Source organism: Furfurilactobacillus entadae (assembly GCF_045862745.1).
In the GTDB taxonomy this organism is placed as follows: domain Bacteria; phylum Bacillota; class Bacilli; order Lactobacillales; family Lactobacillaceae; genus Furfurilactobacillus; species Furfurilactobacillus entadae.
In genome coordinates this window covers 188,339-213,786 of the sequence record NZ_BQXN01000001.1, presented here as the reverse complement: position 1 = coordinate 213,786, position 25,448 = coordinate 188,339, and the positions used below count along the sequence as shown (strand labels likewise).

Below are 25,448 nucleotides of genomic sequence, written 5' to 3'. Positions count from 1 at the left end.
AAATCACGCTGCATGGCACCCTCATCGCGACTAAACAAGTACCAGTTATTATTGATTTTTGCTTCACCGTAGACCATTTGCCCATTGGCATTATAGTAGACGGTTTTGTTGTGACCATAGTTCGTTAAATTCTGAAAATCGTGTTGCATGGCACCCGTTACGGAATCAAACAAGTACCAATTTTCATTTATTTTTGCTTCACCATAGATCATTCTACCCTGATTATCATAATAAACGGTCTTAGTGTCGTTATATGGAACCATACTTTGAAAGCCACGTTGCATGATCCCAGTGGTCTTATCAAATAAGTACCAATAGCCATCAACTTTTAGTTCACCAACGGTCTCTTTCCCGTTAACCAAATAGTACGTATTATCCTTAGTGATCTGCCAACCGTTAACAACTGAAGGCTGCGTAATCGGAGAGTCTGTTGCCCCCGTTGCTTGTGACGTTGCCGCAGAATTGGTTGCTGAGGAAGCCTGTGACGTCACCTGTGAGGCCATCGAACTGCTTGCTGAAGCAGCCTGTGATGACGCCGTTGAAACACTTTGCGACGCCGTTGGTGCATCAGCTGACGTCACTTGTGACAAGGCAGCAGATGACTGAGCCGCGTGCGAGGCCTCCTGGTTACTAGCAGTCATTGAAGCCTGCGACGCTGCACTCCCCGTTGTAACTGGTGCTTTTATCGTCGGATCCGTTGTTGAAACAGCTGGCGTCAGGCTAACTTCCTTTTGACTTACGTCAGTCGCCTGTTTTGGTGCAGCCGTTTCAACAGATGGCGTCTCATCAGTGCTTATTGAAACCAGCGTGTCTGCATGCACCCGCCCGTTTGTCGCTAATAAGCCCAAAAGTGTTGCACCCGCAGCAAGCCAAACTTTACTTGTTTTAAATTTAATCCCCATAAGTTATCTCACCCCAAAAAATATTAATAAACGTTAACAAGTAAATATTATCAATAATCGCCCATCGAAATCACCGCGTTGACGAAGGTTAATCATTTCTTATCTTTCGTATCCATCACTTAAACTATTTATAATGACAAAAAAACTAATAGGCGTGATGCCCATTAGCTTTTAACCATTAATTAAATTATTATCGTTCAATTCCTAAAAGGTCATTCCTTTACCACCAGCACGTTAATCCCAGCATGACGAACAATAAATGCCGTTACCGAACCGACTAATACTTGGCCCACAGCGTTCATTCCGGTTGCACCCACAACAATTAAATCATGATGATTTTCCGTTGGGTAGTCACGCGCTAGGACAGATTTAACGTTACCGCGCAATGCGTGTGTCTCAAACGACGTAAAGCCACTTGCAGTTAACTGTTCACCAATTCCCTTTAGATAGTCACGACTGGATGCCGCCAGCTCTTCGTCGAACTGCGTAACATTGAGCGATGTGCCGCCATACGCAGCGTAAATATTCGGATCAACTACGCGAACAATATCGAGCATTCCACCAGATGTCTTTGCAATATCAACAGCCGTTGCCAAAGCCCGTTCACTATTTTTAGACCCGTCCAACGGGACCAAGATCTTTTTTGGTGTAAAGGTCATGAGTATTCGCCTCCTGATTATGTGTGATTTTTGTTATCACAATCATACATAAATAATTATTGGTAGGCGAATTAACTGCCTACTTAGCAAGCACCCTTATTTCGTCCAAACGCGATCCTGAATCATGCCACATGCTTTCATAAACATGTAGGTAACCGTGGGCCCAACAAACGTAAAACCATGCTTTTTCATGTCGCGAGCGACTGCACCAGCAAACGGTGTGCTCGTTTCCACCTGATCTGTTGTTTCATAGTCTGCAATGTGTGGGACATCGTCGACAAAGGCCCACATGTAGTCTGAAAAACTACCACCCGCCCGTTGAATGGCCATAATCGCCCGGGCATTTTTAATCACGGCACGAATCTTTCGCGGGTTATGGATCATGTCTGGATCTGCCATGACACTGTCAAGTACTTCTAAATCCATGGCTGCCACCTGCGGAATATCCATTTGATGAAAGACCCGGCGATATACGGGCAACTTACTGGCTGCCGCTTGCCAGCTCAAGCCAACCTGGAAAACACCAACGGTTAACAGTTCAAACATCTTTTGATCATCGTGTGTTTCATGGCCAAAATTTTGATCGTATTCCTTAACACCACTTGATTTTGTCATTGCAATCCTTCCATAAACCCCAATTTACCGTAACAACAAAAAAAGTCGCAGCAGATTGCCACGACGTTAATTGCTCTTTAGTCTTGATAAGCTTGCTCATAATCAATGATCCACGCTAAGGCCAAGGCCTTTTCACCCAAATGGGCACCAATTACGGGACCAAAGTAGCTCAGTTCAAACGGCATTTCAGGAAATTCCTTTGCTAACTGATCACGCCACGTTTGTCCGGCAACCGGATCATTGCCATGAATAACTAACCCACGTAAGGGATAGTCTACCTGTTGTTGAGCTTCCGTAAATAACGTTTCAACCCGTGCAAGGGCCTTCTTTGTTGAACGAACCTTTTCAAAAGCCACGATCTCATGGCTATCGTCATCAAACGTTAGTAATGGTTTGATCTTTAAAACAGAACCAATGAAGGCAGAAGCGTTTGAAAGCCGGCCGCCACGCACTAGATTTTGCAGATCATCAACGATGAAGTATTCACCCATTGTTGCCCGCATTGCATCTAGCCGTGCAATGATTTCATCAGCGTCATGACCAGTCTTTACCATCTTCGCCGCTTCCAAGACCAAATAACCCATTAACCGAACGGTAATTTGTGAATCATACGGAATCACCCGAATTCGGTCGGAAACCTCTGCTGCAACCCCTTGCAATGAGTTAACAAAGCCAGAAATCGTGGAGGCCAGGTGAATACTGATTACCGTATCATACCCTTCATCAGCCAAGTGGTTATAAAGCTCCAGCATTGCGCCCAACGGTGGTTGGGAAGTGCTTGGAAATGATTTTGATTCCCGTAGCAACTCGTAGAAGCCTTCAGTGGTAATGTCGACACCCTCATCAAAGGTCTTTCCGTCGACCACAAATGGGATGGGAACAATATGAATGTCGTTATCGTCAATTTCGGCTTGCGACAAGTAACTCGTACTGTCTGTGACCACAGCAATCTTCATGATTTTCGTCGCCCTTCTTTTCTTTCACAAAAGTATTTGTCAATTCTACCATAGAACAAAAGAAGCGACTACCATTACACGTGGTGATTTTATCAATCAATGATTGCGCGATTAATCGTTTTTTGTTGTCCGTGATAAGCTAGTTTCTAACCGGTTAAGCAAAATCTGTAACAAATTCTTCTCTTCATCGGTCCATTTATCAAACACCTGATCCGTTAACTGCCGATTTGCTGTTTCAATGTTGGTTAGCGCGCTATGACCAGTCTCCGTTACAGAATAGATCAACTGCCGGTGATCGCGGCCGGTTGCCTCTTTTTCGATCATCTGTTTATTGCCAAGACTTTTCAACTGGCGACTCAGTGTCGATGTATCGAGTTCCGTCACCCCTGACAACTGTTCTTGCGTTGTGTACCCAGCAGCTAACTGTTCCAGTAATTGCCACTCTGCAATTGTTAACTGATCCCGTTTTGTTACAGCAAGCAGCTGTGCCCGGTGAATTTTTTCACTGTCACGTAATGCGGTCAAACTTGATTTCATAAATTAACCACCCAAATTTTGATTTTACTTTCATTTTGCATTATACAATATCAAAATTGCGCTCAACAAGCAATCGTTCTCGACGCTTTGCTTTGCCTTGTCATTTGGAGACGCCTATAATGATAAAGACTGTTTTAAACATTTTGATTAATCATAAAGGAGGTCGCTTATGTCTTTTGATGGCGCCTTTACCCATGCCATGGTTGCCGAGCTAAACCAAACGTTAGCCGGCGGTCGCGTGGCCAAAATTTCACAACCGTATCCAAACGAAGTGGTGCTGACCGTTCGCAGTAACAGCACGAATCACCCCTTACTATTATCCGCACACCCAACGTACGCCCGGGTTCAAATCACCCACATCCCGTACGCTAATCCAGCTACACCAAGTAACTTCACCATGATGCTCCGAAAGTACCTGGATGGTGCGATTTTAACGAACCTTGAACAAATTGAAAACGACCGGATTGTTCGGTTAACCTTTTCGACCCGCAACGAACTGGGTGATCGCGAAAGCATCGCCCTAGTCATTGAAATGATGGGCCGTCATAGTAACGTATTTTTGATTGACCTCGGCGATAACCGGATTTTGGATCTGATCAAACACGTTAGTCCTGACCAAAACCGGGTTCGGTCTTTACTCCCTGGTGCGACCTACATTGCACCCCCGAAGCAAGACGACGTTGACCCGTTTTCAACGACGGCAACGGTCGCGGATCTAGTTCGCGATTACCCGAACGCAGATGTCTTGGCCGGCCAACTTCAACAAACTTTTCAAGGGCTGGCGCATGATACTGCACTCGCGCTGGCACATGCCTTACATGAACCGGGTGAGCCAGCAACGCTGTTTACCCAGTTCTTTGCTCAATTTGACCACCCAACGCCAACGCTGAATCACCTTGCTAACAATAAGACCAGTTTCAGTGCCTTTCCCACCCATGACGAGCAGGTCACCAGCACCCAAACGTTTACTTCGCTGAGCGATTTACTTGATTTCTTCTATCAAGACCGGGCGGAACGGGAACGGGTCAACGAGCAAGCGGGAAACCTGATTCGCATTGTTCGAAACGAATTGAAGAAAAATCGTTCAAAGCTAAAGAAGCTTGAACAAACAATGGCTGAAACAAACCACGCTGACGACTTTCGAATCAAGGGTGAGCTATTGACCACCTACTTGCACCAGGTTGAACGGGGCATGACGACGATCACCCTGCCCAACTTTTATGATGAGAACAAGCCGCTAGAAATTGCGTTATCGAATCAAATTGGGCCGTCACAAAATGCTCAAAAGTACTTTAACCGGTACCAAAAGTTAAAGAATGCCGTTGCCTACGTGACGGAGCAAATTGCCTTGACTCAAACTGAAATCGATTATTTAAGTAACATTCAGGCGCAGATTGAATTAGCAAGCCCAAAGGATATTAATGAAATTCGGCTAGAGTTACAACAACAAGGCTACATTCGTGTTCATCGGAAACGTGGGAGCAAAAAGCCACGGCTCCAGGTTAGCCAACCCGAACAGTTTCATGCAACCGATGGAACGCTTATCTCCGTCGGTAAAAACAACCTCCAAAACGATAAGCTGACTTTGCATACTGCGAAGAAGACGGACACCTGGCTTCACGTTAAAAACATTCCGGGGTCCCACGTTATTATTCACGCAACTGACCCTTCCGCTGAAACAATCACGGAGGCTGCTGAGCTCGCCGCTTACTTCTCTAAGGCCAGAGACTCTGCAAGCGTCCCCGTTGATTACGTTGCGGTAAAACGTGTTCACAAGCCTAATGGTGCTAAACCAGGCTTTGTGATCTATGAAGGACAACACACAGCTTACGTTACCCCAGACGCTGCACTGGTTGAGCAGATTCGCGGGTAAGCGTTGTTAAACATTCGTCAGTTAAAAAGCGTTCGTTCACTAGCCCCTTACTGAAGTGGCTGGTAAACGAACGCTTTTTTTGATGGACCCTAATTTTGCATATTAAAGTGACTTGGAAACGGCACAATAAGCCGTGCACCGAGCCGAAATTGCGGCCCCACCAACGGCAAGCTTGGGTGCCAACGAACCGTTAAGTCAACTGGCTCATCTTTCATTTGAACGTCAGCCGTGGACACCGTGTGAAACGCCCCTTGGCTCAGATGCTGCCGGTCTGCCGCCGTCGTTTTATCCAGTAAAAAGCGAACAAGCAAGCGAACCCAGTTGACCCCGGTTCCCTTATTTAGAAACGCTAATTGTGGGAATGGCAAGGCTGTTGTAACCATGCGTGCATGACCACTTAATGCGGAAAAAAGTGTACTGTAATACCCGGTCTGCCGCATTGATCCCGGTTCTGCCTGAATGCCAGGCACTCCTTGCGGATCAGCTTTCAACGTGTAGACTGGCTCAGAATACGCCGTTTGCCCAATTTCTTGAGGATCCGCCACACCAATCTGGTTGGTGTGGAACACGATCCGCGTTAGAAATTGCTTCCCATCCTGAGCTGGTTTGTACGCCTTATCCTTATTAATAACGATCACATTTTCGTGTCGTAACTTTAACGCCCCGATCAGTTTTAACCGGTTTCCCGGCACAAAGATCCATTTCGGGTGTTCCAGATCAATGATTGCCAAAATATCAGCCAGTTCCTGCGGCTCTAAGTATTGCTTATCCGCTAACTGTGGAATCAAACTGATTGCGTCTGGATTATTGTTCACCACCACCGTTTTAATGCCCTGCTGGTGTAACTCACTGACAACCGTGCTCATGACATAGTCCCCGGCGGCCCCGTCACCTAACCGAAAGGATCCCGTGGTGACCACAAGTGCGGATTCGTCCGCAAGTTGCGTGCTTTCATTCTCAAGTTCATACGTTGAATAAAAGGTCGGCACCACCTCGGAGAATTCACCGGCCGTTGGCTCAACCGTTTTGTACGTGGGCACAATGCCGGCATTATGGGCCTGGTTCATCACGGCGTCTGTCGTTGAATTCCAGAGTTGCGCAACCAATCCGTTACTAAACCCATAGTACTTTGCCCGTTGAAGGTAGGCGACTTCCCCTGGATGATCCGCGACCGTCATTTCAAGATCATACAGTTTACGGAATTTTTGAAAATAGAATTCATCAATTTTCGTTAACTCCGCTAATTCATCCGACTGATACCCGCGGCGGATGGCTTCAAGTAACAGCATGACCCGGTTATCCTGCGGGTGGATCAATTGCTGAATCAGATCGTTATCCGCCATTTGTGATAGCGTATCAAAGGCAAAGTCACGATTATGGTAGTGGGCAGCCCGCATGGCCTTAATCGTGGCCTCTTCTAATGACCGCCCGATGCCTAACGTTGCCCCCACCGATTTTTGAATGGTGGTTAAGTGCCGGTCAACTTGAATGCCACGGCGGTTGGCTTCATCAAATGAAAAGACTGGGAACCGAACCACCACATGATCCAAAACCGGTTCAATTAGCGCCGTTCGCTTTGCAAATCCACTTGGTAACTTAACCTCGGACAACGCAACTCCGGTCATAACGTTGGCAGCAACCAAAGCAATGGGATACCCACTGGCTCGGGATAAAATTGCAGACACACGGTCATAATACGGATTAACCTTCATAATGAAGTAGTTGTCATGAACTGGATCAAGGGCAAACTGAACGTGAGTGACCCCAACGACATGTAACCGCCGGGCAACACGAAACGCCGCCTGCCGTAGCTTCTGGTATTCACGATCAGTTAACGTTTGAATTGGGGCGATTTCGATGGAATCTGCTGCGTGGATGCCCACAGGGTCCATGTCTTCCATGGCGCCAAGTAAGAGTTCAGTGCCCCGAACATCCCGAAGAACTTCAAAGGAAACTTCCTTTAGCCCCACGATACTTTGGTCCACAATCACCTGTCGGGTCCGTGAACGTTCAAAGGCCGCGTCCAGTGCAGCATCTAATTGATCCGCATTTTCCGCTAGGGCCCGATCACCCTCGCCACGCGGTGCAACAGACTTAACGATGACGGGAAAGCCTATTTGTCGAGCAATGTCGAACGCTTCCGTTACCGTACTTGCAACTTGCGATGCAATCACCGGTTGGCCCAGTTCTTTTAGTGCCTGGTTCATTAATGCCGGATTGTTGATCAGGCGAACCGTCGTTAACGGCATCCCGAGCACATTAATGTGTTTTTCATCCAGGTAATCATGGGCGATCAATTCTTCAACAACACGCATCGCAAGGCTTCCACCGACTGTCGGAACCAGGGTGGTAATGTTTTCACTCTCAATAACCTGGCGAACTGTTGCCGGATCCGTTGGGTCCCCCATGATGACGGTTGCGCCACAAGGGTTATCCATTGTAAACGAATACGGGTTGTTATTTAAGTACACCGCGTCTAGGTTCCGCCGTTTTAAGACCGATAACGTTTGGTACGCAGCGGCATCCAGCTCCGTTTCATGGCCAAAGTCATTTGGGCCATCACCGAGCACCAGAAGACGCTGATACGGGGCTGTGGACTGTTCTGCGGACCGTTCAGCAGCATTAAACGCTGCGACCTGTTCGGTTGTTTGCGTAACTTGCATTTTTTCGTCTGCCATTACCGTTGCTCACCTCGAATCCCTGTTAATTCCATGAAGTCATCAAAGACTTGGGTCGCTTCCCATGGTCCTGGTGCAGCGTCCGGGAAAAATTGGACAGAAAAGGCTGGATAATCCCGGTGCCGCAATCCCTGAACAGAGCGGTCAACTAGGTCAATGTGAGTGATTAATAGCTGATCGCGGTCAATCGTGTCACGGTTGACACCGTATTCTTCCGCCTGGGCAGCGTACATAATTTGATTCGTGATAATTTCTCGAATTGGATGGTTCATCCCCTGGTGCGCAACCGGTAGCCGCTCAATGTCAGCACCGTTGGCAAGCGCGAATAATTCATGACCCAGGCCAATACCGAGTAATGGCACCCGCGTTTCAAGTGTTTGAATCATCGTCAGCACATCCGCAGATAAATCCCGTGGATCACCGGGGCCGCTTGATAAAACGACCCCATCAGGATCAAGGTTAAGCACCTCATCCGCACTGGTTGTGTACGGAACCACCGTCACATTTGCACCACGGACAGCAAGCTCGCGAAGAATCCCGCTTTTTAACCCAAAGTCAATCACCACAATGTTGTGGCCCATCCCAGGATTAGCATACGGGCGCGGTGTGGCCACCTGGGCCACCTGCTGATTCGTCAACACCGTGGCGTTTAACTGATCAAACGCATGCTCATCCGCCACATCCACAATACTGGCGTTTAGTCCGCTATGTGTCCGAAGCTTTTTGACCAGCTGACGCGTGTCGATTCCGGCAATGCCGGGAATATTATTGACCCGTAAAAATTGATCTAAACTGAGTGATCGTTGGCGATTAGTCGACACTTCTGCCACTTCACGGACAACAACGCCCTTGGCTGTTGGTAAAACGGATTCATAGCTTTCATGATTCACACCAACAGCCCCAATGGTTGGCGTTGTGAAGACAATGATTTGATTATGGTAGATGGGGTCCGTAATAATTTCTTGATAACCAGTCACACTCGTATTAAACACAATGTTGCCACTAGTCGTCGCGGGTGACCCAAAAGCTTCACCCTTATAGGCTGTGCCATCCGAGAGAATTAAATAGCGTTCTGTCATCTGCACGATCCTTTCTCCACGTTGTGAACTTAGTCAGCGTCCGTTCCGGTCATAATTTCGACCCCGTCGTGACCGTCAATTTCTTCCACTGCAACGCGAATGTGTTCGTTTTGCGCCGTCGGAATGTTTTTCCCAACGAAGTCTGCCCGAATGGGTAATTCACGGTGCCCACGATCAACCAGGACAGCTAGATTAATACTGTTTGGTCGCCCAAGGTCCATGATGGCGTCTAGTGCGGCCCGAATGGTGCGGCCGGTGTACAAAACATCATCAACTAACACAACCTTCTTATCAGTAATGCTCGTGTTGAGTTTCGTAATCGCTGTTTTTCCATCCGGTTGTGTGCCGTTCACATCGTCGCGGTATCCGCTAACGTCTAGTTCGCCCACGGGAACCACCGTATCTTCCAGTTGTTGTAACCGTGCGGCAATTCTGTTTGCTAAAAAGACGCCCCGCGTTTTAACCCCGATCAGCACTAAGTTTCCGATCCCCCGATTTCGTTCAATGATCTCGTAGGTGATTCGTGTCAGTGCACGTTGCATTGCCATTGCATCCACAACTTCTTTTGCCATCTATCCTTACCCCTTCGTTGATTGTTCCTGAGCATCTAATTGATCTAGCATGTTGGTAAACCACACCGGTAACGTAATTTCAAAGCGCATAGCTTCGCCGGTTCGTGGATGTGAAAAGCCAAGTGTCTGCGCGGTTAGATACTGACCAGCTCCTGGTAACGTCTTCTTTGGTCCGTACAGCGGGTCACCCGCCAATGGATGACCAATGTAGGCCATGTGGACCCGAATCTGGTGGGTTCGCCCGGTTTCTAATCGACAACTGACTAATGTGTACTGACGGTACCGTTTTAACACGTGAAAATGGGTGATTGCGTGTCGACCATCACGAACAATGGCCATTTTCTTTCGATCCTTTGGTGATCGTGCAATCGGAGCGTCGATGGTTCCGTCCTCTTCGTGAATCACCCCGTGGACTAACGCAACGTATTGCCGTTCATTTGTTTTCGCCTTTAATTGGGCCGTCAAGCTCTGGTGTGCCATGTCGTTTTTAGCCACCATGAGCAGACCCGACGTATCCTTATCGATTCGATGAACAATTCCTGGCCGTAAACTACCGTTGATGGTCGATAGCGGACTGTGATACAGGAGCGCGTTAACCAACGTGTGGTCAGGATGGCCTGGTGCAGGGTGAACGACCATCCCCTGTGGTTTATTGACCACCAAGACATCGTCATCTTCATAAACAATGTCCAGTGGGATGTTTTCTGGTACTGTACTAATGGGCACTGCTGCCTTTGCCGTAAACGTCACTTGGTCACCTTCAGCAACTACCTGCCGATTTTTGACCACCGCACCGTTTACCTGTGCCCGGCCGTCTTTAATGGCGACTTGCGCCTGTGAGCGGGTGATTCCTGCTAACTGACTTAACACCTTGTCGATCCGCCCTGCTTCATTCGCCGTTACGCTAAAGGTCTGGGTCAGTGCCTCAGGCTGTAACGTTGGCTCACCGTTTAAATCGTCCATCTCTGCCATCGTGTTCTCTACTTTCTCGTTCATAAAACTCCTAGATGATCATTTTGTTACTTTGCGTGCCGTGGATGACTTTCATGCTTTGGTTCTGCGTCCCCATCATGGTCTGTTAAAACGGCGATGATGAGAAGCACCACGCCTACCGTCAAGCACCAGTCCGCAAAGTTGCTAATTGGAAAACTCTTTAAGAAATCAAATTGGAACATGTCAACAACATAGTGTAACCGGATCCGGTCAAGGAAATTGCCTAACGTTCCGGCCATCATGATCGTAATGCCCATCATGTAAAGCCGCTGGTGACGTAACCGCACCATGGCGTACAAGAGTACGACAATCGCCACAATGGTGATAATAACAAAAACATCTAAGCGGCCTTCAAGTAATGACCATGCAGCGCCATCGTTACGTAAATTCGTGAGTGATAGAACCCCTGGAATAAACGTGTGGGTACTCCCTAAGGAGACCTGTGTCGTAATGTAATATTTAATGCCCTGATCGGCTCCGACCAACGCGATGATTAACAACCAGTAATATAGCATATGTGTGCGTGGCAAGTGCCACGACTCCCTTTCTTTGATCACCAAAATGGCTTAGAAAATCCCCGAGATAACCCCGTCGTCTGTGATGCCCATGTCTAAGGCTGCTGGGTGTTTTGGTAGTCCCGGCATCGTTAGGATCGACCCCGTTAACGCCACCATGAACCCGGCCCCTAACCGTGGCTGAAATTCACGGATGTGGATGTCAAAGTCAGTCGGTGCCCCCAGTCGTTTGGGCTGGTCCGTCAATGAATATTGCGTTTTGGCCATGCAAACTGGCAGCTTATCCCAACCGTACTTCGCGAATCGCCGTAATTGTGCCTTCGCGTGTGGTTCTAAAATAACGTTTTGCCCACCATAGATCGTTTTAACAATGGTCTCTGCCTTGGTAACGACATCATCATCGTCCTGGTACAGTGGTGTAAAGTGGGCTGGCTGGTCAGCTGCCGTTACGACGGCTTGTGCTAACGCAGTTGTTCCCTCCCCACCGTGTGCCCATTCGTCCGCCTCAACGGCTAAAACGTCAAACTGAGCACAGTAGTCTTGAATCATGGTAAGCTCTTCTGGTGTGTCTGTGGCAAACGCGTTGATGGCGACCACCACCGGCACTTGGTACCGTTGCATGCTGCGCAGGTGTTGCCCCAGGTTAGCCAAGCCCGCTTTCAACGCGGCTAGATCCGGGGTTGTTAAGTCGGCAAGGGCTGCCCCACCGTGGAGTTTTAACGCCCGCACGGTTGCCACTAAAACAATGGCGTCTGGTACTTGTCCCAAGACAGGGACCTTGATGTCCAAAAACTTTTCGCCGCCAAGGTCGGCACCAAAACCGGCCTCTGTGACGGCATAGTCACCTAATTGGAGCGCTGTCCGGGTGGCTAAGACACTGTTACAGCCGTGGGCAATGTTTGCAAACGGACCGCCGTGAATGATGGCCGGTGTGCCTTCTAACGTCTGAACCAAGTTTGGCTTAATGGCTTCCTTTAGTAACAAGGCGATGGCTTCACCGACCTGTAAGTCCGCAACCGTAATCGGTTCACGATCCGTGGTTTCGGCCACCACCATCCGGTTGATCCGTACTTTAAGATCATGAAGGTCACTGGCTAAACACAAGATTGCCATGAGTTCACTAGCAACCGTGATGTCAAAGTGGTCTTCCCGCGGCATTCCTGATGTGGGCCCACCCATTCCGATGACTACGTTTCGTAGCGCACGGTCATTGATATCTAACACACGGTGAAAACTGATCCGGCGTGGATCAATGTGAAGCGCGTTTCCCTGCTGAATGTGGTTATCAATGAGGGCGGCCAACGTATTATTAGCGGTGGTCAACGCGTGAAAATCACCATTAAAATGGAGATTGATGTCAGCCATGGGCGCAACTTGTGCGTACCCCCCGCCGGTCGCGCCACCTTTCATTCCCATCACGGGACCAAGTGAGGGTTCCCGTAAGGCCAAGACGGCCTTCTTACCAATTTTCCGTAGCCCATCCCCAAGACCGATGGTGACGGTCGTTTTTCCTTCACCAGCTGGTGTGGGATTAACGGACGTCACTAAAATCAATTTTCCATTTGGTCGTTTTGAGGCTAAGGGCAGATCAATCTTTGCCTTATAATGACCGTACGGTTCGATTTCATCTGGTGTTAATCCCGCCGTTTCTGCAATCGTCGCAATTTTTTTAAGCGGCGTACTTTGTGCAATTTCAATGTCTTTTGGTTGTGTCATGGACGTCATCCTTTCTAATCTTCACATTGTCGGCTGTCATTATTAGCAATGTGCTACTATGGCTTTAGGCTGTTGGTAACTGTTCTTGCAATTGAGCAAGTGCCCGTTTAGTCATGCGCATTGCGTAAGGCTTCCCTGCGACACTAAAACTCATTGTCCGCCCGTTAAAGGTCAGGTGCGTTAATTGGTGGACATTGATCACTAACGCCCGTGGTGCAAGTAACCGCCGCACCCGTAAATTTTGACCGTCGAGCACAATTTGCCGGCCGAGCAGTTGCCATGCGAGAAGCCCAGCAAACAACACGGCAATACCAATTGCTGGCCAGTTAAACTTAGCCATTTCGTACTGGAACGTTACCCCTGCACAAAAGAAGATCGTGACCCATGACCAAATGGTCACAGCTGTTAAGCCACTGGGGCGATAATAAAACCGTTGTTTTGCCATTATGGCACTTACCTCTTTCTCTGTTATAACCTTTATTTTACCAAATTTTTTGAGGACAAAGATGATTATTAAACTTTACACCGATGCTGCTAGTATCGCACAACATCCCCATCCCGACCAACCAAGTGGTGCCGGGATTTTACTCATTACGAATGGCCACCAAGAGCAGCTCAAGCAGACAGTCAGTGCCGCGGATAATCACACGGCGGAATTTCAGGCCGCTCTAGCAGGGTTTAAAGCCGCAGCGACCGTGGCGAAGACAACAGATACCGTGATGTTTTTTACCGATAGCCGGCTTGTCGCTGACGCCGTTGGTAAGGGTGTCACCAAACATTACCCGGAATTAACCGCGCAACTACTCGCACTGCAAGATCAGTTTCAACTGGTCATTACACAGTGGCTCCCGGAACGGGAAAATCGTGGTGCCCATCAACTGGCCCTTCAAGCCCTCCATGACGCCACTAAATAACGTGCATGTAGTTTGTTAACGGTTTGGTGTAATCCGTTACGTTGACTTGTTGGCCCAACGCCATCGCCGCCAACTGCTGACCAATAATGGGCCCGGTCGTTAACCCAGATGACCCTAAACCGCTCGCAGAAAACAGGGTTGGGTGACCGGGAACTGCCCCAAAGAATGGTGCAAAGTCCGCGGTGTACGCACGGGTACCGACACGAACACGGGTAATGTTAGCCGCCTGCACGTCAGGAATAACGCGCTGGGCAGAGGCAAGTAAATCCGTTTTTATTTCATCAGATTCAGTCCGGTCAAATCCTTGGTCATTTTCATGCGTGGCCCCAACGATCAACCGTCCCTGGCCAGTGGGAATAAAGTCCCGTTCACCCTCAGGCATTAACACCGGTTGCTGATCATCTTGCGGTCGTTTCGGCAGGGAGAGTTCAATCAACTGGCCCTTCTGTGGCCGGACCGCAACCGCTAACCCCAGCGGCGCTAATAGCTCGGGTAGCCACGCTCCAGCAGCCACGATCACTGCGTCGAATGACTCAATCTGCGCGGCCGTTTGGACTGCCCCATTAGGTGTTAGTGCCACTCGTTCATGACGAGCGGTCACAGCAGCGGCCCGTTGAAGTGCCAAACAGAACTGCTCACCATCAATGCGAGCCCCACCAGTAATCAAAATCCCTGGAGCGGTGTGCTGAACAAACGGCAACATTGCCCGGATGGAGCCTTCATTTAAACGGTATATTTCACCCAGATCCGGTGCGTTTTCACGGCGTTCGTAAGTTAAGGCTTCCAGCGCATCTAAATCATCCAGATTAGCCCGGGTCAAAATGGTCCCCGTCTTTGCATACACATCATGGGTCAAATGGGCATCCATCACCAGTTCATTAAAAAGGGCTGCCCCCGCCGTGGCCAACCGGTACCACTGCTGATTCCGGCGTTTTGAAAGCCAGGGGGAGATAATTCCTGCGGCTGCCTTGGTTGCCTGCCCCGTCCCTTCATCAAAGAGGGTCACTTGTGCACCGGCCTGGTGGAGATAAAATGCAGCGGTGCTTCCCACGATCCCGCCACCAATAATCGCAATTTTATTTGTCATGTCTTCGTCGTCCTTCCCAATTACATCAAGCTTAGCATACCTCTCCCAAAGACCCCACGTGCTTTCCTGAATCTTTAACAGAAACACATTTAATGTCCCTTAATTTACGCCAAGTAAAAACGTCATCCAGAGAAATAATCTCTGAATGACGTTTTTTAGCTCATTAGCGCAGCCCACTACTTAGCGGCTGGTTCATCATGTTGCCAGATGGGCTTTCCCCAGTACTGATATAGATCCGTCCGGAGGGCCCCGTTATACAGCTTGCGCTTTTTGGTTGCCCGTTGGCCGTAAGACGTTTCAAAATCAAGGTCACTTGTCAAAATGTACTTGCTCCATGTCGGTAACCGCTTAAAGGCCCGGCCCATGCCACGGTATAATTCCCGCACACTGGCCTCGTCACTCAATCGCTCCCCGTATGGTGGGTTAGCCACAATAACCCCGTTTAGTTTATCCGTTTCAAACGTCGTTACATCCGCAACCGTAAACGTTATGTCTTGACTCAAGCCCGCCGCCTGCGCGTTCTTTTTAGCAATGGCCACCATTTCTGGATCAATGTCACTCCCGGAAATGTCAAATTCACTGTCATAATCGGCACGATCGTCGGCAGCATCACGAACTTCGTCAGCCACCGTGGTTGGAACCCACGGCCAGTCTTCACACACAAAGCGCCGGTTAAAACCAGGGGCGATATTTCGTGCAATCAATGATGCTTCAATGGCTAGCGTTCCTGACCCACAGACGGGGTCAACAAATGGCATGTCACTTGGATTCCAGTGGGTCAATAAGATCAATGCTGCCGCCATGTTTTCCTTTAATGGCGCATTCCCTTTTCCAACCCGGTAACCCCGTTTAAACAGTGAGTCACCAGTGGTGTCCAGGGTCAGCATGACCTCATCCTTGTTAATGACCACTTCCAGGGGGAACGTTGCGCCCGTTTCAGGCAACCGTGACCGCCGGTGATAAATATCACTCAATTGGTCAACGATGGCCTTCTTCACAATGGCCTGTGCATCCGGTACACTGTGCAGTTGCGAATTATGTGACCGCCCTTCAACAGGAAAATGCGCATCCATTGGGAGTAATTCATCCCATTGAATGGCCCGCGTATTATCAAATAATTCCGTAAAGGTCACTGCGGAAAATTCTTTGACCACGATTTTGATGCGGTCGGCGGTCCGTAGCCAAAGGTTGGCCGTCAAAATATCTTTAATCGTCCCGCGGAACCGTACCCGACCGTTTTCGACCTGCACGTCGTACCCTAAATCGCGTAGTTCGCGGCCGACCAGGGCTTCGATTCCAGCCGCACAAGTGGCAATTAACTCAAACGTTTGCATGTTTGCTCCTTAAAATTGTGTCGTTTAGCGTCGTTACTTCATCGTAAAAACGGTAATGATGGTTGCTTCATCTTACCATAACTTTGCCTAAAAAAACGGCTTCCCACACATGGGAAGCCGCTGCCTGTTGCAAATTTCTGTAAGCCATGTTTTGTACTTTGTAGACCTCAGGCGCAGTCTACTCCGTGGTAATCATCTATCTCAGGATCAAAGATCCTCCCCCACAATCAGTTCAGTTACCTATGTGAAGCTCCCCTACCGTAGTTTGGGTTTCCCGCTCGAGGGGTTTACCGCGTTCCACCCAGCACGTTTCCGCACTGGTATCGTCACTGTGGCACTTTTCAGGGATACTCAAGCATAGCCGAAGCCTTAGCCGTTTTTTCCCGCCGTTACCTTCAAAGAAGGTACCCCAGCTTATTTTTTCACTGAGCACGAACACTACAGGCATCACAGCCTGTGCGAGCATGGACTTTCCTGACGCAACATAAGTTACGCCCAATTACCCGAAATTTGCAAATCGATCACATTAAATTAGTTGCTCCAACCAGAATGTGACGGTGTGTCAAACCCCGTCTGCTGAGAAGCTGAATTTGTGCCGTTGTCTAACTGGGATCCGAAAACGTGACGTTCCAAATTGGACAGTCGCTTCAAAATATCCATGTTAGTGACACTGTTGTTAGCCTGACTCACCGTTTCCGGTGCACTTGGCGTTGACTGACGAGCAGCACTCACTTGGCGCGTTAAATCGTCAACCTTGCCTGATAGCTGTTCGTTTTCCGCACGAAGTTGTGAAACTTCACGATTAAAGGTCTCGTAATCCTTAATCACCAAATCAAGGAAACTATCAACGTCCGTTGGGTCGTAAGCCGATCCCATTCGTTTTTCCTTAAATTCTTTTTGCAGAATGTCCTGCGTGCTAAAGTTGATTTCTTGCATGAATGTTACACCTCATCATCTGTCTGTCGAAACACGACTTGAATTATTGTAGCGCACTTCAATCGAAATTAAAACGATTGTTGCTGATTTTCTTGATATTCATTGGCACTTTCTTGCAACCAATCAAAATCAATTAACGTTACTGTGTAGGGATGGTCCTCGCTAAATGCCTTGATGGCAAGGTAATCATAGCTTGGTTTCCCTTCATGTTCTTCATCATATACTAAAAGGGCAGCGTCTGTGTGTGAAAGCATGAAGGCTTGATAATTTTTTAATTGTTGAGGCGATTGATAGGGCTGATCGGACACACTCGCCGTAAAATCAGCCGTTTCAAGTAGTGCTGACAACTGGGCTTGATTGGCTTCGTTCCAGTTGCCACCAAATTCGGCAAACGGCAACATCACGGCCACCTTTAGTTGTGGGTAGTCTGTTTTCAACTCATTTGCAACCGTCACAACCCACTGTTCAACCCCAAGCTGCCCACCAGTAATAATCCAATCCACACCATTTTCAATTTGATTGATCAACGCTTGCTTTAGGGCAAACTGAATCACCGCTAATTTAGGATCTTTTGTCCCAAAAACGCCTAGTTCATAGCTTCGGTAGCCACTTACCCATAATCGGCTCATTTGATCACCCCTTCAATAATAGTTTACAACATTTAATGATAAGGATGTGGACTAAATGTTACGACTACGTTACCATCTAATCCAAATGACGGCCACGTCATCAAATCTGATATAATAAGTGCATTGTAAAGGAGTGTGGTCTTTTTGAACATCCGTTATCCAAACGGGTCAACCTATCATGGACCTAGTCAGCATTCAGCTGCCCAGCGCATTCCCGCCGCAACCAACTACGGTGAGCGTGGGATGTCACTAGAAGCAGAATTGAATGAAAGCAACCAATATTATTTGGCGCACGGCATTGCTGTTGTCCATAAAAAGCCGACACCAGTTCAAATTGTTAAAGTTGATTATCCACGACGGGCGGCGGCAACCATTAAGGAAGCCTACTTCGGCCAACCGTCAACAACAGACTACAATGGTGTTTACCGCGGGCACTACATTGATTTTGACGCTAAGGAGACTAAGAGCCAAACTGCCTTTCCGCTTAAAAATTTCCATAAGCACCAGGTCACTCACCTTCGTGCTTGTCTTAAAGCAGGTGGCATCGGTTTTGCCATCATCCGATTTACAACGGAAAACGTCACGTTCTTACTACCAGCATCGGCGCTCATCAGTTACTGGGATGCCCAGGAAACTGGTGGTCGAAAATCGATCCCCCGGAGTGTGTTTGATGAGGTAGGCATTGCCATTCCCTACCAATTGAATCCGCTCATTCCGTACCTGACAGCTGTCGATCAACTGATCCAACAATTGAAGTAATTGTATTTAAGGAGAGCAATGTAACATGTCTGACAATAATACCCGTACTGGTCGTTACCACGGTAATGATAACGGTACTAAAGCGCCCCGTCCCAAACGTCCCCGACCATTATGGCGGACCATTCTTTACTGGGCCCTTGGCATCATCTTTGCCGGAATTCTCGCCGGTGTGGGACTATTCGCTGTTTACGCAGCGGGGGCGCCAAAGATTACCACGGCCCAACTGACCAGCCAAAATTCCACAGAAATTTTGGATAGCGACGGTAAGGTCGTTTCTAACTTGGGGTCGCAAAACCGGACCTACGTTCACTCTGATCAAATTCCTAAGGAACTGAAACAGTCCGTTGTTTCCATTGAAGACAAACGGTTCTACAAGCATCACTTTGGGATCGATCCAACTCGGATCATCAGTGCAGCATTGTCCAACGCCCGTGGTAGTTCGCTTGGTATGCAAGGTGGTTCCACGCTGACCCAACAGTTAGTTAAGCTGTCCGTCTTCTCAACGGCCGCATCCGACCGAACGTTGAAGCGGAAGGCTCAAGAAGCCGCCCTTGCCTACTACGTTGAAAAGCACTACTCAAAGGATCAAATTCTCGAATTCTACATTAACAAAGTTTACATGGGGAACGGGATCTACGGCATGGGGACCGCTGCTAAGTACTACTATAATAAGTCACTTAGCGATCTTGATTACGTTCAGTTAGCCACGCTTGCCGGGATGCCCCAATCACCAACAAACTATGACCCAGTCGCCCACCCTGACCTTGCAAAAGCACGTCGGGACACCGTTTTAAAGGCGATGTATGAAAATAAGGTCATTTCAAAAGCCCAGATGAACGCCGGGATTAACACAGCCATTTCGTCAGGGATCTCCGTCAACCACTCCATTAATGACACTGATTCTGATGACAAGGTCATTGACGCTTACCTGCAACAAGTCATCAAGGAATTAGATAACAAGGGCTACAACCCTTATAAAGATGGGTTGGAGGTTTACACAAACCTGAACATGGGCGCTCAACAACGCTTGTACGACATCGTCAACACCGATAAGTACGTGGACTTCCCCAGCGAATTACTGCAGGTTGGTGTTACCATGACAGACCCCGAAACGGGTGCAGTAACGGCCATGATTGGTGGTCGGAAGCAAAACGTTGCGTTCGGGTTAAACCGGGCGACCCAAACGGACCGGTCATCCGGATCGACCATTAAGCCGTTCATGGATTACGGCCCGGCCATTGAGTACAATAAGTGGCCAACGTTTAAAACGGTTCAAGATACTAAGTACAACTATCCAGGAACCAACACGGCATTAAACGACTGGGACCAACAATATCAGGGTGCCCTCACCATGAGAAAAGCACTGGTTGAGTCCCGGAACATCCCAGCCATCCGCACATTAGAAGCCGTTGGCCTGGATAATGCCACGAAGTTCATGGCTGCTAACGGGATGTCCTTCAAGGACCCACTGGTTTACTCTAACGGGATCGGGGTTTACGTTTCTAGTGAACAAGAAGCAGCCGCATTCTCCGCACTTTCAAACGGCGGAACCTACTACGCCCCTCACTTAGTCAATAAGGTTGTCACGCAAGATGGTGCGACCCATAGGTTCTCAGTTAAATCACACCGCTCAATGAGTGAAGCCACCGCTTACATGTTAACGGACATGTTAAAGGGCGTGCCAACCGGCGACTGGGCACCGAATGCCCAAATTTCCGGGCTTCACCAAGCTGGTAAGACCGGACAGTCTGGTTACTCAAGCAGTGTGACGACCGTTCCTTCAAACGCCGTTGAAGACGCTTGGTACACTGGGTACACTAAACACAGCACAATTTCCGTTTGGACTGGGTATGATCAACCAAACGAGCCGGGCCATTACATGACCACCGCGCAGCTCGCCATTGCCGAGTCCGTTTACAAGAACTTGCAGCTTTACATGGCGCAAACCCAGGAGAATGACGACTGGACCCGCCCAAGTTCTGTGGACGTTGTTAAGCATAATGGCGTTAACGAACTGGTTGTGGCTGGTTCAAACTGGCGGCAATATTTAAACGGTAATAGCAAGGATCAAAGTAGCGCGACTGGTTCATCATCATCCGCTGTCTCCTTCTCATCCTTTAATGGGTCCTCCAGCTCAACGTCATCAACTAATGAATCTGATGGTCGGAGTTCTGAAACACAGTCCTCTCAAGGATCAGGTAATAATGGCAACAGTGAATCAAGTAGCGTTTCATCGAGTACTTCATCGAGCACAAGTACGCCAGCTGCCTCATCACAATCTCACGCGCAATAAGCCGCTGAGTTATAAAGTAAAAAACTGATTTCCCGTTTGGGAAATCAGTTTTTTTTGTCGTTTTCTAATGTCACCACGGTACTCAACTACTTTTATTGAGAGTCCGGCGCCGGTTCCGACACCTTAAATAACGGAATGGTTGGACCGCTAGTGGTCGGCTTCGCCTTTGCTGGCGTGCTTCGCTGTTGCCGCCGTTCTGCCAAATCACGTTCGACCTGGCCGGCCGAGGTGATGTTTTTCTGTCGCCAGTTTAACAAGATCCGGTCAATGTACCGCAGACTGTACGCCTGGTTTAAAACAGCTTCCCGGAGTGCTAATAAAATCAACTCTGGTTTAAAATGATCCTCATCAAACCAACGGGCGATAGTTTGCAGTTCCGTGGGACTTAGTGGGCGGCCAAACTCGACTTCAATTCGATTAAAGACGTCTTCCCGCGCGGATGTTGACTTCGGCGCCGCCACTGCCGCACTGGTAGCCGCGGCACCGCTCAGATGTTGAGTAAGGCCTGCTAGATGGTCATACAGCGGCGTAAAGTCGTACCGGTCACGCAGCTTCCCGGATGAATCCGTTGTGGATTCAATCAACAGAAGTTTCTTTTTCAGTAAACTGTCCAAGTGCATGTAAACAGCGGCCGTTGTCGTTCCCATCACATCCGCAACTGCTTGCGCATCCGGGAAATCGATTCCGCGATCTAATGATCGTTTATACTGCAAAAAAACAATCAGTTCTTCATTACTCATGCCAAGGTCACGGTACCGCGTTAAAACAAGGTTGTTAACCATCGTTGTGCCGGCTTGGAGTAACGCTTTTGAAAACTCATCCATCGTTTAACACCTTTCTAAAGTTCACTCACTTTTTAAATTCAAAAAAGGACGGGGCCACTACGCCCCGCCCTTTAATAATTAGTTGCATGCCCTACAAGTTCTGAATCGATTGAACGGTATTCCCGTTATGGTAGTCATACAAGTTATAACATAAATCGCCCTTTGCGTTGAGGTACGTAACTTCCCACACGGGTTGGTTAGCCTTTAGGCCAAGGCCGATGTTTAACACTTTTTGTGGTTTAACTTTCTGCCAGACCTGGCGTAAAATGGCCGTTTTTGTCTTGCCTTGAGACTGCTTGACGGTCGTTACATGACCAGATTTCTTAGCAACAATGGCATAAACCGCTTGTTGCTTACGGTTCTTTCCGCTAACTGAATAGTAAGTTTGTTGGCGATTATACGTTAAGAAATCTGTGCCGCCCGTGACACCCGCTTTTTGGGCAATTTGAATCGTTTGGCTGGCCGCGGTCTTTCCCGGTCGCAGCGCTTCATGAAAGACAATGAACGTGCTCCCTAACACCAAGATCAGGGCTAACAGAACCCATAATGTAATTTGTGACCAGTTTCTTCGTTGATGTTGCTGACGCCGCATGGTTGACTCCCATCTCACTTTTCGATAATTGCTTTGTTCATTATAGCAAATTTAATCACCGAGACAACGACCTTAACTTCATCTAAAGAAATTTTGTGTTTGTTTGATGATTTCACTCGTTCGTTGCGGAATGGCCGTTAACCCCGTTGGTAACGCTTTTTGCATCGTTGTCCCGTAGCGTTTGGTCATTAACCGCGGATCAAGCACAACGATCACCCCGCGGTCCGTCTCTGTTCGAATTAAACGACCAATCCCTTGACGCAAGCGTAGCGTCGCTTTTGGGAGCGCGGCAGCATAAAACGGATTGTGACCAGTCGCCTCTAACCGGGCATTAGTTGCAGCAACTAAGAGGTCCGTTGGGGCGTCAAACGGTAGCCGGGTAACGATCAATAGTTCAAGCGCATGCTCCGGCAAATCGATTCCTTCCCAGTAGCTGGCCGCACCCAACAAGACAGCATGGTCTTCCGTTGTGAACCGTTTTAAGTTCTTCTCACGACTCCCCGTCACGCCCTGGGCATACACCGCATACTTTGCTGGAAGCAATCCGTGGGTCAGCGCGCCATACACAGCGTTGACGGCCGCTAGTGAGTTGAACAACACGAGGGTCTGCCGATCACTTTCCTTCACCAATTTGGCCACTGTTTCAGCCCAGTAAGTTGATTGAATCTCTGGGTGGTTGATGGCAATGGCCGGTGCGTCCGTGGCCACAAACAACCGGGCCTGCTTTTTATAATCAAATTGTTCCGGCAACCGTTTTGTCGCCGTTTCGTCCTTATCAAGGTCGAGCGCGGTCATCAAGTAGTTTGCTCGTGACGATGTAAACAGCGTTGCGCCGGTAAACGTTGGCCGTTGGAAATGACTGTAAATGTGTTCGCGCAGCCAGCCGCCTGCCATTAACAAGCCACCACTTAATTCCAAACTGGCAGAATCACCGTACTGACTTTGACGAATCCAGTACACGTTTGTCGTGGCCGGATCTCCCAATTGTTCGGAAAACTCACGTAATTGATCTAGCAATTCATGGATCCGGTCGACAGTGGTACTAAATTCGTGCATCAACGCAACGTCTGAATTCAGCCACTTTTTACTCTGTGCCGTAAATTGTTTCGTTAACAATGCCAGCACGGTCATCATCTGCTGATCACCCTTCAGGAGGTCACTAAACACCCCATCGGTCTGATTCATTAGCGTCTTTAACGCCGCGTTATCAACCAATTGTTCCACCAACCGTTGACCATGTGCACTAACTTGTGCGGTTAGCAAAAATTGGCGGTACAGAGACTGGGCAAACTGGTCAGTATCTGCATCAAGTTTTAACAAAATCCCTGCCAAATTATTCAGGACGGTCGTGGCCCGACTATCATCCTTAAATAGTGCCGTTAAATGATGGTCATGCTGATTAAAAATGTTGGCCTGGGCGTGGTGCAACAAGGACATTGCATCGTGAAACTTCACCGTTGTGCGCTGATTGATGGTTGTTACATCCGGCAAGTGTTGGGCTTCGTCCACCAATAAATACGGCTTATTAAGTAAGTTATCGAGTTGTGGTGCATGTGTTGTTAGGTACGCGTGGTTAACCACAACAAGGGTCGCCTGGCGAATGCGTTGGTCCAGCCGCCGAAGGTAATCATCCTCATAAAATGGATCCTTTTCGTTGATCGACGCCAACCCATGGTGACAAATTTCGTCAAATAGTTGCGCCCGGTACGAGTTCAGGTGTAATTCATCCAGATCACCTGTTTCCGTTTGCAATAACCAAACCAGAATTCGCGCCTTCAAAAACTGACTTTGTTGTGAGTGTTCAGGGATCGTCAAACTTGCCGCAAAGCGGTTCAGATCAATGTAATGGTGGCTACCCTTAACTGCAACAACGTTAAAATCAAACGGAAGCATGGCTCGCAACTTAGGCACCGTATTCGTCATAAATTGTTCCTGAAGCACCGTTGTTTGCGTGGAAATGACCGTGGCCTTCCCCGTTTGGGAGAGGAATGTGAACGGAACTGCGTAGCCAAGGGATTTTCCAATCCCCGTCGGTGCTTCAATGATCAAGTTCTTCGTGTCTTCATGACTGTAATTATTAAAAATTTGGTTCATCATCTTTGCTTGTGCATCACGCCAACCAAGGGCCGTTCCCCACAGCTTTTGCTTAGCTAGCTTTGACTTGGGGTAAGCTCGTGGCTGCCCCAGGTCAACGGCCTTGATTGCAGTCGCTTCATGAAGAACTAACCGATTTCGAACATACTGTCCTGCCGGTAATTTTCGTGGGTGTTGGCGGGCAAAATCCAGTGCATCACTAAAGACACTGGCGGTATCAGCTGGCAACGTTAAGTTTAGATTCACCAATTGCCGCAACGTGTTAACCGGTAATGATGCCAACCGCTCGAACAGCTGGATCAATAAAATGCCGGTTGCATCCGCATCAGAATCGGCCGTGTGGGGATGGTCATGTTCAATTGCAAAGTAGGCGCTCAAATCGCGGAGCCGAAAACTGGTTAACGTTGGGAATAAAATTTGGGTCAACGTCACGGTGTCTAACGCGGGAATTTGTAAACTCGGATACCCGACGCGCGCAAACTCAGCGTTTAAAAACGGAAAGTCAAAGTTTACGTTATGGGCTACAAACACGGTTCCCTGAAGCATTGCATACAAAGACCCCGCCAGATCATCAAAGTACGGCGCCTGTGCAACATCCTTATTTGTAATTGTTGTTAAATGGGTAATGTTGCCCGGAATGGGTTTCCCGGGATTAACTTTTGTGCTGTAGTGATCGATAACCTTCCCGTGGCGGATGAATGCGCACCCGATCTGAATGACCCGGTCTCCATCCTTTACACTGGTTCCGGTCGTCTCGATGTCAACGACAGCATACGTTGTGTCATTATTCATTATTAGTCTCTTAAACGCCTTTCGTCACTTCGGCAACCAACTGCGTACCGAAGAAATAATCTCTAGGTCTAGTTTACTCTGTTTCTGCCATCAGGCAAA

General features: G+C 48.4%; 23 protein-coding genes and 1 other RNA gene. 4 read left to right on the top strand and 20 right to left on the bottom strand.

Annotation, left to right across the window (positions count from 1 at the left end; translation table 11 throughout):
- The 5 genes from ACKTR5_RS01130 to ACKTR5_RS01110 all read right to left on the bottom strand — a co-directional run.
- On the bottom strand, positions 1-902 hold a 902-nt coding region (locus ACKTR5_RS01130), incomplete at its 3' end, for an N-acetylmuramoyl-L-alanine amidase family protein (protein WP_407878463.1).
- Between the two features lie 212 nt (positions 903-1,114).
- Complete coding sequence (locus tag ACKTR5_RS01125; RefSeq protein WP_407878461.1) at positions 1,115-1,561, bottom strand: universal stress protein; 447 nt, start codon at positions 1,559-1,561, stop codon at positions 1,115-1,117.
- A 96-nt stretch (positions 1,562-1,657) separates the two neighbouring features.
- A complete protein-coding gene (locus tag ACKTR5_RS01120) occupies positions 1,658-2,176 on the bottom strand; it encodes a DNA-3-methyladenine glycosylase I (RefSeq protein ID WP_407878459.1) in 519 nt (172 codons plus the stop codon).
- A gap of 77 nt (positions 2,177-2,253) precedes the next feature.
- A complete protein-coding gene (locus ACKTR5_RS01115; protein WP_407878457.1) occupies positions 2,254-3,132 on the bottom strand; it encodes a DegV family protein in 879 nt (292 codons plus the stop codon).
- Positions 3,133-3,243: 111 nt separating this feature from the next.
- Positions 3,244-3,669, bottom strand: a complete 426-nt coding sequence (locus ACKTR5_RS01110; RefSeq protein WP_407878455.1) for a MarR family winged helix-turn-helix transcriptional regulator — start codon at positions 3,667-3,669, stop codon at positions 3,244-3,246.
- A 169-nt stretch (positions 3,670-3,838) separates the two neighbouring features.
- Between ACKTR5_RS01110 and ACKTR5_RS01105 the strand changes: the two genes are divergently transcribed.
- Positions 3,839-5,542: an NFACT RNA binding domain-containing protein gene (locus ACKTR5_RS01105; RefSeq protein ID WP_407878453.1), complete on the top strand. Its 1,704-nt coding sequence runs from the start codon at positions 3,839-3,841 to the stop codon at positions 5,540-5,542.
- Between the two features lie 89 nt (positions 5,543-5,631).
- On the opposite strand, the gene ACKTR5_RS01100 is transcribed toward ACKTR5_RS01105, so the two are convergent.
- The 7 genes from ACKTR5_RS01100 to ACKTR5_RS01070 all read right to left on the bottom strand — a co-directional run bounded on the left by ACKTR5_RS01100 (position 5,632) and on the right by ACKTR5_RS01070 (position 13,540).
- Positions 5,632-8,220, bottom strand: coding sequence for an ATP-binding protein (locus ACKTR5_RS01100; protein ID WP_407878451.1), 2,589 nt, complete (start codon positions 8,218-8,220; stop codon positions 5,632-5,634).
- Positions 8,220-9,299: a carbamoyl phosphate synthase small subunit gene (locus tag ACKTR5_RS01095; RefSeq protein WP_407878489.1), complete on the bottom strand. Its 1,080-nt coding sequence runs from the start codon at positions 9,297-9,299 to the stop codon at positions 8,220-8,222. Before ACKTR5_RS01095 ends, ACKTR5_RS01100 begins: the two co-directional genes overlap by 1 nt.
- Before the next feature lie 29 nt (positions 9,300-9,328).
- Positions 9,329-9,871 (bottom strand): bifunctional pyr operon transcriptional regulator/uracil phosphoribosyltransferase PyrR, encoded by a 543-nt coding sequence (gene pyrR, locus ACKTR5_RS01090; RefSeq protein WP_407878449.1) that lies wholly within the window; start codon positions 9,869-9,871, stop codon positions 9,329-9,331.
- Positions 9,872-9,877: 6 nt separating this feature from the next.
- Positions 9,878-10,834, bottom strand: a complete 957-nt coding sequence (locus ACKTR5_RS01085) for an RluA family pseudouridine synthase (protein ID WP_407878487.1) — start codon at positions 10,832-10,834, stop codon at positions 9,878-9,880.
- Between the two features lie 56 nt (positions 10,835-10,890).
- Positions 10,891-11,379 (bottom strand): signal peptidase II, encoded by a 489-nt coding sequence (lspA, locus tag ACKTR5_RS01080; protein ID WP_407878485.1) that lies wholly within the window; start codon positions 11,377-11,379, stop codon positions 10,891-10,893.
- Between the two features lie 51 nt (positions 11,380-11,430).
- Positions 11,431-13,095 carry a formate--tetrahydrofolate ligase gene (locus ACKTR5_RS01075; protein ID WP_407878447.1) on the bottom strand — a complete coding sequence of 555 codons (1,665 nt, stop codon included), beginning with the start codon at positions 13,093-13,095 and terminating at the stop codon, positions 11,431-11,433.
- Between the two features lie 64 nt (positions 13,096-13,159).
- Positions 13,160-13,540: an EbsA family protein gene (locus ACKTR5_RS01070; RefSeq protein WP_407878445.1), complete on the bottom strand. Its 381-nt coding sequence runs from the start codon at positions 13,538-13,540 to the stop codon at positions 13,160-13,162.
- A 61-nt stretch (positions 13,541-13,601) separates the two neighbouring features.
- Between ACKTR5_RS01070 and ACKTR5_RS01065 the strand changes: the two genes are divergently transcribed.
- On the top strand, positions 13,602-14,009 hold the full coding sequence (locus tag ACKTR5_RS01065) for an RNase H family protein (RefSeq protein WP_407878443.1): 408 nt from the start codon (positions 13,602-13,604) through the stop codon (positions 14,007-14,009).
- Here ACKTR5_RS01065 and ACKTR5_RS01060 read toward each other — a convergent pair.
- The 5 genes from ACKTR5_RS01060 to ACKTR5_RS01040 all read right to left on the bottom strand — a co-directional run bounded on the left by ACKTR5_RS01060 (position 14,002) and on the right by ACKTR5_RS01040 (position 17,995).
- Positions 14,002-15,096 (bottom strand): NAD(P)/FAD-dependent oxidoreductase, encoded by a 1,095-nt coding sequence (locus tag ACKTR5_RS01060; protein ID WP_407878441.1) that lies wholly within the window; start codon positions 15,094-15,096, stop codon positions 14,002-14,004. The two genes, ACKTR5_RS01065 and ACKTR5_RS01060, sit on opposite strands and share 8 nt — an antisense overlap.
- A gap of 176 nt (positions 15,097-15,272) precedes the next feature.
- Positions 15,273-16,430, bottom strand: coding sequence for a THUMP domain-containing class I SAM-dependent RNA methyltransferase (locus ACKTR5_RS01055; protein ID WP_407878440.1), 1,158 nt, complete (start codon positions 16,428-16,430; stop codon positions 15,273-15,275).
- Positions 16,431-16,565: 135 nt separating this feature from the next.
- Positions 16,566-16,941: RNase P RNA component class B (gene rnpB, locus ACKTR5_RS01050), an RNA gene on the bottom strand.
- A gap of 20 nt (positions 16,942-16,961) precedes the next feature.
- Entirely contained in the window at positions 16,962-17,366 is a 405-nt protein-coding gene (gene gpsB / locus ACKTR5_RS01045; RefSeq protein WP_407878438.1) for a cell division regulator GpsB, read from the bottom strand.
- Positions 17,367-17,434: 68 nt separating this feature from the next.
- Positions 17,435-17,995: a DUF1273 domain-containing protein gene (locus ACKTR5_RS01040; RefSeq protein ID WP_407878436.1), complete on the bottom strand. Its 561-nt coding sequence runs from the start codon at positions 17,993-17,995 to the stop codon at positions 17,435-17,437.
- 144 nt (positions 17,996-18,139) lie between these two features.
- Here ACKTR5_RS01040 and recU point away from each other — a divergent pair, with 144 nt between their 5' ends.
- Together recU and ACKTR5_RS01030 are read left to right on the top strand one after the other, a co-directional pair.
- Positions 18,140-18,754, top strand: coding sequence for a Holliday junction resolvase RecU (gene recU, locus ACKTR5_RS01035; protein ID WP_407878435.1), 615 nt, complete (start codon positions 18,140-18,142; stop codon positions 18,752-18,754).
- A 25-nt stretch (positions 18,755-18,779) separates the two neighbouring features.
- Positions 18,780-21,047: a transglycosylase domain-containing protein gene (locus tag ACKTR5_RS01030; protein WP_407878433.1), complete on the top strand. Its 2,268-nt coding sequence runs from the start codon at positions 18,780-18,782 to the stop codon at positions 21,045-21,047.
- 92 nt (positions 21,048-21,139) lie between these two features.
- Here the strand turns inward: ACKTR5_RS01030 and ACKTR5_RS01025 are convergent, their stop codons facing one another.
- From ACKTR5_RS01025 to ACKTR5_RS01015, 3 genes are all read right to left on the bottom strand, one after another.
- On the bottom strand, positions 21,140-21,871 hold the full coding sequence (locus ACKTR5_RS01025; protein WP_407878431.1) for a DnaD domain-containing protein: 732 nt from the start codon (positions 21,869-21,871) through the stop codon (positions 21,140-21,142).
- 91 nt (positions 21,872-21,962) lie between these two features.
- The gene (locus tag ACKTR5_RS01020) at positions 21,963-22,463 is read right to left on the bottom strand and encodes a cell wall elongation regulator TseB-like domain-containing protein (RefSeq protein ID WP_407878429.1); all 501 of its coding nucleotides are present in this window, start codon (positions 22,461-22,463) and stop codon (positions 21,963-21,965) included.
- A gap of 78 nt (positions 22,464-22,541) precedes the next feature.
- The gene (locus ACKTR5_RS01015) at positions 22,542-25,349 is read right to left on the bottom strand and encodes a helicase C-terminal domain-containing protein (RefSeq protein WP_407878427.1); all 2,808 of its coding nucleotides are present in this window, start codon (positions 25,347-25,349) and stop codon (positions 22,542-22,544) included.
- Positions 25,350-25,448: the final 99 nt, after the last annotated feature.